General features: G+C 32.6%; 16 protein-coding genes. 15 read left to right on the forward strand and 1 reads right to left on the reverse strand.

Going from position 1 to position 13429, the window contains the following annotated elements; all coding sequences use genetic code 11:
• Nucleotides 1–50: 50 nt before the first annotated feature.
• Entirely contained in the window at nt 51–188 is a 138-nt protein-coding gene (locus bsdcttw_RS25305; RefSeq protein ID WP_330602385.1) for a hypothetical protein, read from the forward strand.
• Between the two features lie 18 nt (nt 189–206).
• A complete protein-coding gene (locus bsdcttw_RS05795) occupies nt 207–1136 on the forward strand; it encodes a conserved phage C-terminal domain-containing protein (protein WP_185258440.1) in 930 nt (309 codons plus the stop codon).
• Between the two features lie 438 nt (nt 1137–1574).
• Here the strand turns inward: bsdcttw_RS05795 and bsdcttw_RS05800 are convergent, their stop codons facing one another.
• Complete coding sequence (locus bsdcttw_RS05800; RefSeq protein ID WP_185258441.1) at nt 1575–1877, reverse strand: hypothetical protein; 303 nt, start codon at nt 1875–1877, stop codon at nt 1575–1577.
• Between the two features lie 177 nt (nt 1878–2054).
• On the opposite strand from bsdcttw_RS05800, the gene bsdcttw_RS05805 reads away from it, so the two are divergent.
• The 13 genes from bsdcttw_RS05805 to bsdcttw_RS05865 all read left to right on the forward strand — a co-directional run bounded on the left by bsdcttw_RS05805 (nt 2055) and on the right by bsdcttw_RS05865 (nt 13419).
• The gene (locus bsdcttw_RS05805) at nt 2055–2516 is read left to right on the forward strand and encodes a hypothetical protein (RefSeq protein WP_185258442.1); all 462 of its coding nucleotides are present in this window, start codon (nt 2055–2057) and stop codon (nt 2514–2516) included.
• Nucleotides 2517–2598: 82 nt separating this feature from the next.
• Complete coding sequence (locus bsdcttw_RS05810; RefSeq protein WP_185258443.1) at nt 2599–3336, forward strand: hypothetical protein; 738 nt, start codon at nt 2599–2601, stop codon at nt 3334–3336.
• Between the two features lie 339 nt (nt 3337–3675).
• Nucleotides 3676–4110, forward strand: a complete 435-nt coding sequence (locus bsdcttw_RS05815; RefSeq protein ID WP_185258444.1) for a DUF1492 domain-containing protein — start codon at nt 3676–3678, stop codon at nt 4108–4110.
• Between the two features lie 71 nt (nt 4111–4181).
• Nucleotides 4182–5945 carry a GmrSD restriction endonuclease domain-containing protein gene (locus tag bsdcttw_RS05820; protein ID WP_185258445.1) on the forward strand — a complete coding sequence of 588 codons (1764 nt, stop codon included), beginning with the start codon at nt 4182–4184 and terminating at the stop codon, nt 5943–5945.
• 164 nt (nt 5946–6109) lie between these two features.
• Nucleotides 6110–6184, forward strand: coding sequence for a terminase small subunit (locus tag bsdcttw_RS25380; RefSeq protein WP_225903856.1), 75 nt, complete (start codon nt 6110–6112; stop codon nt 6182–6184).
• Nucleotides 6185–6296: 112 nt separating this feature from the next.
• Complete coding sequence (locus tag bsdcttw_RS05830; protein ID WP_185258446.1) at nt 6297–7127, forward strand: hypothetical protein; 831 nt, start codon at nt 6297–6299, stop codon at nt 7125–7127.
• A 30-nt stretch (nt 7128–7157) separates the two neighbouring features.
• On the forward strand, nt 7158–7907 hold the full coding sequence (locus tag bsdcttw_RS05835; RefSeq protein WP_185258447.1) for a hypothetical protein: 750 nt from the start codon (nt 7158–7160) through the stop codon (nt 7905–7907).
• Nucleotides 7908–8037: 130 nt separating this feature from the next.
• Nucleotides 8038–8622, forward strand: a complete 585-nt coding sequence (locus tag bsdcttw_RS05840; protein ID WP_185258448.1) for a hypothetical protein — start codon at nt 8038–8040, stop codon at nt 8620–8622.
• Between the two features lie 335 nt (nt 8623–8957).
• On the forward strand, nt 8958–9434 hold the full coding sequence (locus tag bsdcttw_RS05845) for a tyrosine-type recombinase/integrase (protein ID WP_456298245.1): 477 nt from the start codon (nt 8958–8960) through the stop codon (nt 9432–9434).
• 260 nt (nt 9435–9694) lie between these two features.
• Nucleotides 9695–10546 (forward strand): hypothetical protein, encoded by an 852-nt coding sequence (locus tag bsdcttw_RS05850; RefSeq protein WP_185258449.1) that lies wholly within the window; start codon nt 9695–9697, stop codon nt 10544–10546.
• A 178-nt stretch (nt 10547–10724) separates the two neighbouring features.
• Nucleotides 10725–11327: a hypothetical protein gene (locus tag bsdcttw_RS05855; RefSeq protein WP_185258450.1), complete on the forward strand. Its 603-nt coding sequence runs from the start codon at nt 10725–10727 to the stop codon at nt 11325–11327.
• Nucleotides 11314–13182, forward strand: a complete 1869-nt coding sequence (locus bsdcttw_RS05860; protein ID WP_185259728.1) for a phage terminase large subunit family protein — start codon at nt 11314–11316, stop codon at nt 13180–13182. Before bsdcttw_RS05855 ends, bsdcttw_RS05860 begins: the two co-directional genes overlap by 14 nt.
• Entirely contained in the window at nt 13183–13419 is a 237-nt protein-coding gene (locus tag bsdcttw_RS05865; protein ID WP_185258451.1) for a DUF6148 family protein, read from the forward strand. It begins immediately after the preceding gene.
• Nucleotides 13420–13429 lie beyond the last annotated feature (10 nt).

Below are 13429 nucleotides of genomic sequence, written 5' to 3' on the forward strand. Positions count from 1 at the left end.
TAGAGAAATTAAACCTATATGATGCGATAGACCAGTCAAAGCAAGATAGTATGTGCGAAGATTTACCATACGATTATGATTTGCCGGCAGTATTCCACCGTAGGAATAATAAAGAATGGCTTGTTACAATGCCTCTTAAATATTGGATGGAATTATATGAGATGGCTGAAAAGAATAAACCAAAATAGGAAGATAGGTGGCTTACCATGGGGAGACCTCCAAAGCAAGGGCTAGACTACTTTCCGAAAGATGTTGACTATTACGAAGATTTCAAAATCATGGATTTGCTGAATACGTATGGACCCTTAGGGCAGACAATCTACGATATTGTAGTATCCATGGTGTATCACGAAGGCTATTACCTGGAAGTGCCTCTGGATAAGCTGGTGAGTAAAATCATCCGGATTATTGGGAACCGGTGGATTAAAGACAAAAACCTTGTGTTACAAGTTATTCATTATTGCGCGGATATAGGACTTTTCCATAATGACCTCCTGATGCAAAATGTTATAACCTCTATAGGAATTCAGCGACGCTATCAAGAAGTGACTGTTAGGAACAAGGTTCAAAAAGAAAAATACTGGTTGATTGATAAAAATGGTCAACCTGTATTAAATGCACCTATAACGCAGGTTTCTGTAACAGAAACTCAAATTAATGTAACAGAAACCGAGGTTACTGCATCGGATATTCAACAAAAGGAAAGTAAAGAAAATAATAATATATATATGTCTATTGTAGACTACCTGAATCAGAAATGCGGTACTAAATATCAAAACACCGCCATAGAGACTATACAGCTCATCCTTGATAAGTTAAGCAGAGGTTTTAACTATGAGGATTTTATAAAGGTTATTGATATAAAAGCTGCTGAATGGCTTGGTGATGATAAAATGCAGAAATTTCTCCGGCCTTCCACTCTTTTCGGTAAGAACTTTGAAAGCTATCTGAATCAAAAGGCAGCAGCACCAAAGGAGCAGCACACTAAAAAAAGCAGCAATAAGCCTGCAGCTAATAGATTTAATCAGTTCCCACAAAGAGATTACTCAATGGAAGATTACTCCACTATGGAGCAGAAATTATTGGGAAGGAGTAAAAGTAATGAATGTAGAGGACCAGGAATGCAAGGACTGTAAATATAGAAAATTATCATTGTTTGATGAGCCCTGTAAGAGTTGTCACTGGGAAGGTGGAGAGGTTGGATATACTTACTGGGAATCGGCAGATGTTCATGAAATAGTGTAGGAATGTGAGTAAAATAATCAGCTTAGGAAGACCCTTGCTCTACCTAGCTGAGCTATATCACTAACCAAAGAAGATACTAAAACATAAATAACTGCTCCAATAAACTTCATAAGCACCACTTCCTTTTCTAGTAAACAAAATGAAATATAGTACGCAACGGACAAAAGTAAAATATTATTGGTTATTATGTGATAGTTGGATTTGAACCAACGACCAAGGTTTTCCTAAACTGATTATATTAATATTATAGCATGATTTGTAAATAAAACAATTAATTGGCATAAAAGAAAGGATAAAAGTTCCGGCCGGACAAAGGGTTATAAGTGAGTTTATTTCTTAAATAAATCACTTAATGAACCAAAAAGATCATATATGCCAGATAATAAACGTGCTGCTTTCTTTGATGACCTAACAGACTTTCCAGATAATCTACTTAAACCATATGTAGCATTGGAAATAATACAGCCTATAATACCAGAAATAATTAAACTTATAATCAGAGTCCTGGTAACAGGGTACAGCCAAATAGCCTTAATTAATTCACTGAATGAATGGAATATGCTTTCAAAGATTAATCGATTAAGGTCAATTGCAAAATTTTTAAGTGTTTCATTTATTATACTATCGTTCACTTTACGCCTCCTTGTACACTTAATAATAGCAGATAATGGTTAATAATGGAAGTTAAAATATGATTAAATCTTTCTTAGGTAGGAATAAACAAGTACAGCTGCCAGGTGGAAGATGAAAAGAAGGACCCGCCGGATAAGAGAAGAAAATGGAATAAGGGATAAAGGAGGTAATACATAATGCCTAAATATGCAGAAACAACTTCAGTACCAGTTGTAAAGACAAAGGCTGATATAGAAGAGATAATTCAAAAATATGGAGCCGATCAGTTTGTATCCGGATACCAGGGAAATAGAGCAGCTATTGGATTCACATTAAATGATCGACAGGTTAGATTTATCATAGAGTTACCGGACAAGTCAGAAAATAGGTTCCTTTATACACCTGGTAAGAACATGCGACGGACAGATGAGGCTGCTTTGAAGGAATGGGAACAAGCCTGCAGGCAGAAGTGGAGAGCTTTGTATCTGGTGATTAAGGCTAAACTGGAGGCAGTAGAATCCGGAATAAGCTGCTTCGAGGATGAATTTTTGGCAAATATCGTCCTTCCTGATGGTTCCCTGGTAGGTAATTTCATGAGGCCGCAGATAGAGCAGGTATACAGTTCCGGGAATATGCCGGCATTATTGCCAATGATGTAAATAATTGACGAACATTGACAACTGAATATTGATAGTTGGTAGAAAATGGTGTATATATATATTATACAAATAGGGGGGATTTATGGCATTAATAAGCGGGCTAATAAATAGTAATGTATTTAATGTTTTCCTTGGAGCTATCGTTACATTTATGTTCACATATTTTTTAAATATTAAAAATCAAGGAATGAGCTATAATCAGAAAGTTGTTGATAAACGTTTTGAAGCTTATGAAGATATAGTTGATACTATATCTGAATTAGGTCATTCAATAACAGCTACTGATGTAAATACTTTACCTTCACAGTGCATATTCTTAAATGAAAAGAAAAATCTTAGGATAAGCCTTGCTATACCATATATTTTTATGACAAAAAGTGATTTGATTGAATACTCTATAAATTTACAAAAATGTTGTAGTAAAAATGTTTTGTGGATAGATAATAAAGTGTCCGCTGAATTGGACTTTATTAATGATTATCTACTTAATATCTGGAAGATAGTTGAAGATAGAAGTGACGATGATCTGAAAATTTTAGGAATTGTATTGCATCAGGAATTGATTAATTTTTATATTAGCGTGAATAATATAATTCAGGAGGATATTTATGGTGGAAAAATAAGAAAACTTAAATCAATCAAGTATACGATTAAAGTTAACAATAGGAGATATAGACTTTTAAATACAAGCTTGTATAAAATAGGGTTGAGCGACTTAAATAAATGGTTTGGGGATTTATATCAATGTCAAGAGTGTCATTATGTAGAATGCGGTAAGAAATGTCCATTGGCTACATATAGGTTTATAAATAAGAATTAACTAAAACTACCAACTATCAAATCAGTTGGTAGTTTTTTTGTACCCAGAATTAAGGAGGAAAGCATGAAAGATAAAATCAAAGGATACATAGAACTGTTGTTTCAGGCTATTTTACTTGGCGCAGGAGTAATGATTGGAATGACTATTATAACAGCTGTGGCAAAGCTCCTTTAAGACAGAGGAGTGGCCAGCAGGTTATCCTACTGGCCGATTTATGAAAAAAATTTATGTTAGCAAGGTGGGGAACCTTGTTTTACGCTATGGATATAGTATACCGTTCATATGTGTACGGGGTATGACCGGTTATTGAAAAGTTTGTGAACAGAAGGAGGGGGTTTATTGACAGAAAAGGAATTAAGCCAGTATAAGGCTATAAAGAATGAAATAGCAGACTTGAACCGGCGCATAGCTGAAGCGAAGGAAGCTGAGATTGTACCGTTCGGGACAGTGAAGGGATCGAGCAAGTATTTTCCATATACTCCCCAGACCTTCAAGGTTGCAGGGATAGATCCTGCGGACGCCAAACAGAGGCAGGAAGAAATATCAGAGCTGTTAAGGTTGCGTGAGATTCAGAGGGATGAATTACTAAAGAAACAGGTAGAGATAGAGCAGTACATAATAGGAATTCAAGATAGTACAACTAGGACAATCTTCCGGATGTTTTACATTGATGGGCTAAGTCAGTGGGAGATAGCTAAGAAGCTAGGGTATGAAAGAAGTACCATATCTCAAAAAAAAAGACGATATTTAAATATAGTATTATCCCAAAAATAGTAGAATAATATTGATAAATGGTAACATTTGTATTAAACTTATTTATATATTTTAACTTTGGGGAGGCTTTTATGCAAGATCTGACTGTGCGTTCAGAAAGTATACAAAGAATTTATAGTTTTTATATTAATGATAAGTTATTAGTGAATCGAAGATATCAACGAAAACTTGTTTGGACTATAGATGAGAAGGCTGCTTTCATTGATTCTATACTTAAAGAATATCCAGTGCCTTTATTTTTATTAGCGGAAGATACAAAAGAGCAAGGATCTATATTTGAGATCATCGATGGCATGCAAAGATTGGATGCAATTACATCATTTATAGAAGGGCAGTTTTCTGTAGAAGGGAAATACTTTGATCTGGACTCTATGGCAGAGAGTAAACTACTTTTAGATAATGGAGGACTTATACAGAAAACCCCTAAGTTAGAAAGGAATATATGTTCTAATATATTCGCATCATATGTGCTTCCATTATCTATTTATAAAAAAGAAAGTGAAGAACAAATAGATGAAATTTTCCGAAGAATAAATTCTAATGGGAAGCATCTATCAAGACAAGAAATAAGGCAGGCGGGTTCAGTGTCAAAGTTTGCTGAATTAGTAAGACTAATATCATCTGAAATCAGAGGAGATGTATCATTAGAAAATAGATTATTACTAAATGACATGAAAAAAATAAGCATAACAAATAAAGATTTAGAGTACGGAATAAATGTTGATAATGTTTTTTGGGTAACTAATTCTATAATTAGACGTGAAAAAGTAAGAGAATCAAAGGATGAAGAAATAGTTGCAGATATTTTAGCTTATGTCTTACTGGATGAGAAACCCTTATCTAGTAGTAATGCTCTTGATGACTTTTATGGATTTAATTCTGAAAACAAAAAGAGTAAAGAGTTAGACGAAAAAATAAAAATTAGAGGTATAGATAAAATAAAATCTGAATTTTTTACAGTATACGATATAATCAAAAGTGTCGTAAATTTTTCAAATCAAAAATTACAACAACTTATGTTTAAAGAGAAAAGCTCAGATCAAATACCTAGATATTTTCAAATAGTATTTTTAGCACTGTACCAATTGGCTGTATTTCAAAATAAAAAAGTCAGCTCAATTGCCAGATTAGCTGAAGTATTTCAGGGCATAGGTAATCATATAAGCTTAGGACAAGGAGGTGGCAATTGGAGCGCCAAGGAAAGAGAAACAAACATTGAAGGTGTTGTAGGTATATTAAATAAATGTTTTATTAAGAATTTAGAAGATCCTGCTATGTTAAAATGGAGCACTGAGTTAGAGACAATATTAAGACAATCCACTACTGAGCAAACTTGTTTTGATTTTAAGATTGGCTTTACATCCTTATCTAAAAGAGAGTTTGTAGATAAAACTTTTGATAAAGTTGTAAAAACATTGACTGCAATGGCTAATAAAGGGAAGGGAAGTGTCGGTTATGTAATAATAGGTGTAGCTGATAAAAATATAGATGCTGAAGAACTGGAAAAAATCACTGGTGAAAAATCTATACAATGTGGAAATTTTAAAATCACAGGAATTAATCATGATATGGAATTTTTAAATATTACTGATGATAAATATTACCAATATATAATACAAAAGTTAGATAAGCAACCTATTTCTCCTAAATACAAATCCTCAATTGGAAATTTAGTTAGGTTTATGTCATATGGTAATAAAAAAGTTATCATTTTTAAAATAAATGCTTTAGATGAACCTGCTTTTTATGATAATAAATATTATGAACGTAAAGGTGCAAATATCGCAGAAATTGAAATGACTCGTGTAGTGGAATTGACCAAAAGATTTCTTTAAGATGTCACACAAATCACAATATAATATGGTATATTGTTAATATGGAGGATTAAGATAATTTTTAAAGATACTTTTTGGTAAAAAGAGTAAGTATAATTTAGGTACTTGAGTGTTATTTTCAAGTACCTTTTTGAATGCAATAATTGAAAACGAGGTGAGCCTTGATGGCATTAACAGATAAACAGAAGTTGTTTGCAGATGAATATTTGATAGACCTTAATGCTAGCAGGGCTTATTAGAAAATCAATAAACTTTATTAATCAGAACATGTCTGAAACATAGTATTTGTCTTTCTGTTGAAAAAAATTGTAAATAGGTATATAATGGGGAAAATACCAATTAGGAGAATTTATGGGAGAGATAAGGGAATCGAAAGAGAAATGCTTCGTTATTATGCCAATAAGTGATCAAGAGGGGTATCCTTCAGGGCATTTCCAAAAGGTGTATGACCAGATATTAAAACCAGCTATAGAAGAAGCTGGGTACGTTGCATATAGAGTTGATGAGAATAAGATATGCGACCCCATAATTAACAAAATATTTGATGCTATTCAAAATTGTGAAATGGCTATATGTGATTTAAGCTCTAAAAATCCGAATGTATTATATGAATTGGGTTTGCGGCAAGCTTATGATAAACCAGTTGTTTTGCTTCAAGATACACGAACTGAAAAAATATTTGATGTTGGAGGCATAAATACTGTTTTTTATAATGATAGCAGATTATACGAAGATGTCATTGATGCAAGGAATAAAATTCGAGATGCAATAATTGCGACAAGAGATGGTCAAGGATTAGGCGGATCAATTGTTAAAGTAGTAAAAGCTGGAGTGGCTAATGTAAGTGCAGATGCCATAACACAAGATGAGAAATTACAAATAATATTAAATTCTATAAAAAATGATCTACAGCAAATAAAGGAAACTAATAGAAACATTACATTTAGAGCACAAGAGGATGAAATCTATTCCCTTTGTAGAGAGGTAATTGATTCAATAGATTTACTTACAAACAACGAATTGGCCCAAAAATATGATAGAATAATGTTCTTTGATAAAAAAAATACAAATTTAATTGACGAAAGAACAAAAAATTTAATAACTAAGGTTGACCATTTAGTACAAAATCGTTGGGATAGAGAAATAAGAATTTTAAAAGAAAAAAATGTTATAAATGAATAGTGCAAACTAAAAATAATCAGAGGCGTATTAATGGACGAAAAAAGCAGATTACATATTAGATATATTGTTATAATAGCAATAATAATCACTTTAGGGTCACTTGTTTTAGCAGGTTATGATAATCAATCTTTTGTAGGACAATTTTCCTTTGCAAGTACAATTACTTCAATAGTCCTTTCTGTTGTAGCTATTTGGATGAGTATATCTGGAGAACGTACAACCAATGAAATCAAAACCAAAATAATAGATGCTACTGATAGGTTAGATAATGCAGTAATAAATGTACAGGATATTAATAAAACATTTGATAAAAGTTTTAAAGAAAAAGTGGAATCTATACAAAATATTCATACTGAATTTAGTAATGTTGTTTTGGAATTGGAAAGTGTAAAAAGTGAGGTGGTTTCAACTAAAGAGTACGTGCAAGAAGCGTTTGACTTTAATAAAATTACATTGTCTAAACAAAATACTAGTGAACAATATACTGATGATGAATATATAAGATTAGTAAAAAACATACAACTTCTTGCAAATTCACAGCCTGCTTTAGATGTTCTTAACAAATCGATTTTGTATGTTATTGAAACAAGGGAGGCGAGAGGTGTCGGTGAAGTTACTCTTGAATCATTTATTGATTTTTATCGAAAATTAATTAATGTTGATGTATTAAATGATTTATTTAATGTTGGAATAATATGGTCAGCTGTTAAATTATTAAATATAACAGGTTTACTTGAATCACCAACAGCGGTTGAAAAAGTTAAGAAAATTTTAATATAAGTATAGTAATAAGCATCCTTCGGGGTGCTTTTTCTCTAATTGTATTTACAGTTTTTAAGATAATATATTTCTACCACAAAAATGTGACTAAATGCTAATATAAGAATGTGTAATGTAGGAGGAACAGCTAATGACAATAATTAATGAAATAAATATAGGAGAAGCAATTATAGGCTTATTGTCCATAGTGACTGCGTCATTGATAGCAGTATTAACAGTATATTATGAATCTAGAAAAACCGAAAAAAGGGAAAACAAGTATAAATCTGATGAGATTAGAAGAGAATTTTTAAGTAAACTTTTGACCGAATACAATATACTCTTGCAAATGTTATATGAATGGCGTAAAGAAATATTCATTTTTGAATCATCAAATTTGAGTAAAGAAGAGAATATGAATCATTATAATCTAAGTGGCGAAATGCAAATTAAGATGTATTGTCAGAGCGATTATTTATTAAGTTATTACAATTGTTCAAAAATAATATTGGAAATAGATATAGATGTTGATGAACAAAGAGAAGTTATAGAGCAAAGGTTTACTGAAATCAATAATAAGTTGTTAGAAATTATTAAGTATAAAAATGATAATAAGGATGAAAAAGTAAGACAATTAACTGAAGAAGCTATTGCTAAATACAACAGTATTACTAATTTATTAGGAAAGAATATTGTTACAATTACTAATAAAATTAACTCATATCTACTAAAATAACATTGAAGATTTTTAGTAGGATATTTTATTAATAAGTTGGAAACGAGGTGGGACCTGATACATAAAAAATAACAGAAGTTATTTGCAGATGAATATTTGATAGACCCTAAGGCCACCATGGCAACCAGAAAAAATTGCTATAATCTTATATTTTACAATTTAACAGTCTGTTATTAACATATTTATGATTTATTCTTGAGAGGGATATCAGTTATTGATATTTCTCTTTTAGTGAGGAGGTGTTCGCCATTAATACTGTAGAGCCAATAAGAGATATTAACCTGATCTCAGACATTGCTGATTTCTTAAAGATAAGAAGTGAAAGGGATTTCGTAATGTTTATGTTTGGTATATATTCAGGATTGCGTATTTCAGATATATTGAAGTTTAGAGTACGTGATGTAAGGGATAAGCATTATCTCATGATAAGAGAACAGAAGACTAAGAAAGAAAAGAAATTTGCTATGAATGATGAACTAATCCCTATTATTGATGAATATATAGAAGATAAAAAAGATTATGAATATTTATTTAAATCTAGGCAAGGTAAGAATGAACCTATTACCAGACAACAAGCTTACAACATTCTAAAAGAAGCTGCAGCTGCTTTTGGATTAATGGCAATTGGAACACATACGCTCCGTAAAACATTTGGCTATCATATGTACCAGCAAACAAAGGATATTGTTACTATTAAAGAAATATTGAATCACAGCGATATATCAATAACCTTGAGATATATCGGTATAAATCAAGATATAAAGGATTCCACAATGAAACGATTATCATTTAAACCTACTAAGAAAAAGTAGGCTTTTTATTTTTACCTTTTATCTATAAAAACGGAACCCCAAATAAGAATACTTATGAGTTTGACATATTGAGCGAGTGTTAAAGTGAATATGAAGAATTTAATGAATTATATAGAAGCAACACAAAATAATGAGTTTTACACAATATTAAGATATGACAAATTCATGGACTGTATAATGTAAAATTATTATCCAATATTATAGATTTATGTAAAAATATAGTGTATAAAATATATATAAACTAATATAGGGGGAGAGTTATGATAAAAAAACTTTACAAGCAATACAAACTTTACCTGGTATTATTAATCCTAATTTTAATGGCATTTTTATTATGGAAGCTTAATGGTCCGAGTGGAAATATTGGTGACTTTGGGTTGAATTTATTTACTGAGCTAATAGGTATTTTCATTACAGTAGCATTAGTAGAAAGAATAATTAGCAAACAAAAATCTAAAGAAATGATACCTGTTAAGGCCGCTGTGTACAGAGAGATTCAAGTATTGATGTCTAGAATCATAGGGTTTTGGGCTGAAGTTTATGATTGTTCAGTACCTGGAGATAATCCACAAAATGTAAGAGATTTACTTAATGCTGATTGTTTTCAAAAGATGCGTATAAATCTAAATATGGATAGCAATGCTAATGTATATCCTGAAACTACATGGTGGAATTGGTTTGAAAGTAATGGAAAGGAATTTCAAGATAGATGTAACGCTATATTAAATCGTTATTTTATATATCTTGAACCCAATCTATATAAAGAACTACACTATCTTCTTAATGACAGCCTTCTGTTTGATTCTATGCGTAATACGGTAATTATTAGAAGAGTTGATGAGAGAGAAGGCATTCCAAAACCTAAGGTTTTAGAGTATTATTTATATATGCAAGAAAGTACATATAAAACATTATTGAATATTTATGATTGGTGTGAAGAAACATATAGAGAATTAACTGATTTGAATTATGAAGTTCACAAAGTTCAAATAAATTATGCAAATAAAAAATTATCTGTTCCAAAATCAATGATAGATTACAGTGAATTATTGGAGCAAACAAGTAAGTTTATAAAATGGCAAGAAGATCATAAAGTTATTGAGGAACAATAATTATATAAATAAAGCACAGATAATGTCTGTGCTTTTTTCAATGTTTTAATTATATATTAGGTTCTTCCAAAAATACAATAACCCTTGCGGTTCTGTCGAGCCCAGAATTCCGCTAGAGACTAATTTTTAAAATTTTAAATTGCCATTTCCGTTTTTATAAAGTTGGGAGGTGTTGCACATGGCAGAAAATGAGAAAGTAGATGATATATCTAAGATTACGGTATCAGCTAAAGTGTTAGGTAAAATTATCGGTGTTGGTGATCGTAGAATTCGTGGGTTAGCTGAAGAAGGGATTCTGACAAAGGTATCATCTGGCCGGTATAACTTACAAGAAAGCCTGCATAGTTATATTCTTAATTTAAGAGTAGCTAACGATGCTGCTAAGAGTCAGCAAGACTTGGAGGATGAATTAGATTATGGCTTAGAGAAGGCTATGCATGAGAGGGTTAAGCGGCATATTACAGAGCTTCATTATGCTTTGATGAAAGGTAATGTCCATAAGTCAGAAGACGTGGAAGCCGTAATGACTAACATGCTTACGAACTTTAAGACAAAGATTATGAACCTTCCTTCAAAATTAACTCCTCTTCTCGTAGATAGATCTGATAAGAAATATATACTCGAATTATTAACAAATGAGTTTTACGAAGCGTTAAATGAACTGTCTAATTACAATGCAGGTGATTTTTACAGTGATGATTATATTGATATCACTGAGGAAGGCAAGGAAGAAGAAATGATATTCGATGTTTGTGAGGATGATGAAGATGATGAAAGTTGATTTTAAGACCATCACACTTTTTCATAATATTGCGAAGATATTAGCACCGCCTCCACAGCTCCTTGTGAGTGATTGGGCCGATACTTATCGTAAGCTTTCTCCTGAAGCATCTGCAGAACCAGGACAATGGCATACTAGCCGAGCGGAATTTCAGCGAGAAATAATGAATTCCGTAAATGATCCTACAATACAGGATATTGTGATCAAGTCCAGCGCACAGGTGGGCAAAACTGAGATAATACTAAATGTATGTGGATACTTCATGGATTACAACCCTGCACCAATAATGGTACTTCAACCTACCATAGAAATGGGTGAAACCTTTTCAAAAGATAGATTGGCACCAGCAATTCGAGATTCGGATGTATTAAAGGTAAAAGTCAAGGAACCAAGAACGAAAGACAGTGATAATACCATATTACATAAAAAATTTCCTGGTGGTCATATCACTATAGCAGGAGCTAATTCACCGTCCAGTTTAGCATCTAGACCAATACAGATATTATTGTGTGATGAGATAGACAGATACCCTGATAGTGCAGGTTCTGAAGGTGATCCAGTTAAATTAGCGGAAAAAAGAACAACAACCTTCTGGAATAGAAAAAGAATTAAGGTATCGACTCCGACAGTAGCAGGACATTCTAAAATTGAAAAGGAGTTCAAACTTGGTACGCAAGAAGAATGGTGTGTACAGTGCCCATGTTGTGGTAAATATCAGCCATATGAATTCAAAAGGATTGTCTTTGATACAGTAGAAATGCATTGCTTGTATTGTAATGAAGGATTTTCAGAAAGAGATTGGAAAGCTCAACCGCATAAATGGATAGCGGGTAATCCGGATGTAAAGAGAAGAAGGAGTTTTCATTTAAACGAGCTGTGTTCACCGTGGAAGACATGGGAGGAAATCATTGAAGATTTTGTTAATGCAAATGAGGACTTAAAAAAGACAGGTTCTACAGAAGCATTAAAAGTTTTTATCAATACTTCATTAGGAGAGACCTGGGAAGAAAAAGGGGATGGAGCAGATGAGAATGATCTATTAAAAAGAAGAGAACCTTATACTGCAGAAATACCGGATGGAGTGCTCGTTATCACTGCTGGTGTGGATGTGCAGGATGATCGTCTGGAATGTGAAATCGTTGGTTGGACTAGAGGGAATGAAAGTTGGGGTATATATAAAAAAGTCATCAACAGTGATCCTCAGAAGCAAGGTGCGTGGAATGAACTTGAAGAATTGTTTGATACAGAAATGTTCTTTCAGAATGGTACCGGCCTTATGATAGCTGCCATGTGCATTGATACAGGTGGGCATCATACTAATATGACATATAAGTTTATTAAAGCAATGGCAAAGAAAAACAAAAGAATATATGGTGTCAAAGGGTATTCCAACACTCCTGGAATACCCTTAATTTATAAAAAGACCAAGGTAGAAATTAAGAATGATAAGGGAAGAGTCATTGATTATACAGAAATATGGATATTAGGAGTTGATGCCGGTAAAGAAGATATTACAGGCTGGCTGAAGCTGACGGAACCCGGGCCTGGATATTGTCATTTTCCTGTTAATAAGGAAAGAGGATATAACCAGACTTATATGCAAGGTATTACTTCGGAGGAAAAGGTTCAGAAGCTTGTTAAGAATAAGCTTAAGATTGTTTGGGTGAAAAAGACAGGGGTAAGAAATGAACCTCTTGACCTTAGAAATTATGCATATGCAGCGGTTGAACTTCTGAACCCAAATTGGTCAAGTCTTGAGACTAAAATTGAAAATGGTATTAACTACATGAAGAAAAGACCTACCCAGGTAAAGAAAAGAAAGTCCGGTGTAGTAAACCGGGGAATAGAGGTGTAAATGGACAGGAATAAAGTGAAATTGGATACATTGCGGACACGATTGGCGCAGTATTACGAAGCAGAAAGCAAGATTCTTGAAGGACAATCATATTCTTTAGGTTCCAGAAGCTTAACAAGGACAAATTTAGGAGAAGTCCAAAATATGATAAGAGAGCTGGAAGCTAAGATTAATAGTCTGGAGACAAGGGGAACTACGAAAAGGAAAGTAGCTCGGATTATTCCTATGGATTTATAGGGGGATGTTA

Source organism: Anaerocolumna chitinilytica, assembly GCF_014218355.1.
In the GTDB taxonomy this organism is placed as follows: Bacteria; Bacillota; Clostridia; order Lachnospirales; family Lachnospiraceae; genus Anaerocolumna; species Anaerocolumna chitinilytica.

Excerpts from the sequence above, each read along its gene's own strand:
- bsdcttw_RS05830 (WP_185258446.1), top strand. The coding sequence starts at position 6,297 with ATGGGAGAGATAAGGGAATCGAAAGAGAAATGCTTCGTTATTATGCCA.
- bsdcttw_RS05795 (WP_185258440.1), top strand. The coding sequence starts at position 207 with ATGGGGAGACCTCCAAAGCAAGGGCTAGACTACTTTCCGAAAGATGTT.
- bsdcttw_RS05835 (WP_185258447.1), top strand. The coding sequence starts at position 7,158 with ATGGACGAAAAAAGCAGATTACATATTAGATATATTGTTATAATAGCA.
- bsdcttw_RS05850 (WP_185258449.1), top strand. The coding sequence starts at position 9,695 with ATGATAAAAAAACTTTACAAGCAATACAAACTTTACCTGGTATTATTA.
- bsdcttw_RS05805 (WP_185258442.1), top strand. The coding sequence starts at position 2,055 with ATGCCTAAATATGCAGAAACAACTTCAGTACCAGTTGTAAAGACAAAG.
- bsdcttw_RS05840 (WP_185258448.1), top strand. The coding sequence starts at position 8,038 with ATGACAATAATTAATGAAATAAATATAGGAGAAGCAATTATAGGCTTA.
- bsdcttw_RS05810 (WP_185258443.1), top strand. The coding sequence starts at position 2,599 with ATGGCATTAATAAGCGGGCTAATAAATAGTAATGTATTTAATGTTTTC.
- bsdcttw_RS05855 (WP_185258450.1), top strand. The coding sequence starts at position 10,725 with ATGGCAGAAAATGAGAAAGTAGATGATATATCTAAGATTACGGTATCA.
- bsdcttw_RS05845 (WP_456298245.1), top strand. The coding sequence starts at position 8,958 with ATGTTTATGTTTGGTATATATTCAGGATTGCGTATTTCAGATATATTG.
- bsdcttw_RS25305 (WP_330602385.1), top strand. The coding sequence starts at position 51 with ATGTGCGAAGATTTACCATACGATTATGATTTGCCGGCAGTATTCCAC.
- bsdcttw_RS05820 (WP_185258445.1), top strand. The coding sequence starts at position 4,182 with ATGCAAGATCTGACTGTGCGTTCAGAAAGTATACAAAGAATTTATAGT.
- bsdcttw_RS05865 (WP_185258451.1), top strand. The coding sequence starts at position 13,183 with ATGGACAGGAATAAAGTGAAATTGGATACATTGCGGACACGATTGGCG.
- bsdcttw_RS05860 (WP_185259728.1), top strand. The coding sequence starts at position 11,314 with ATGATGAAAGTTGATTTTAAGACCATCACACTTTTTCATAATATTGCG.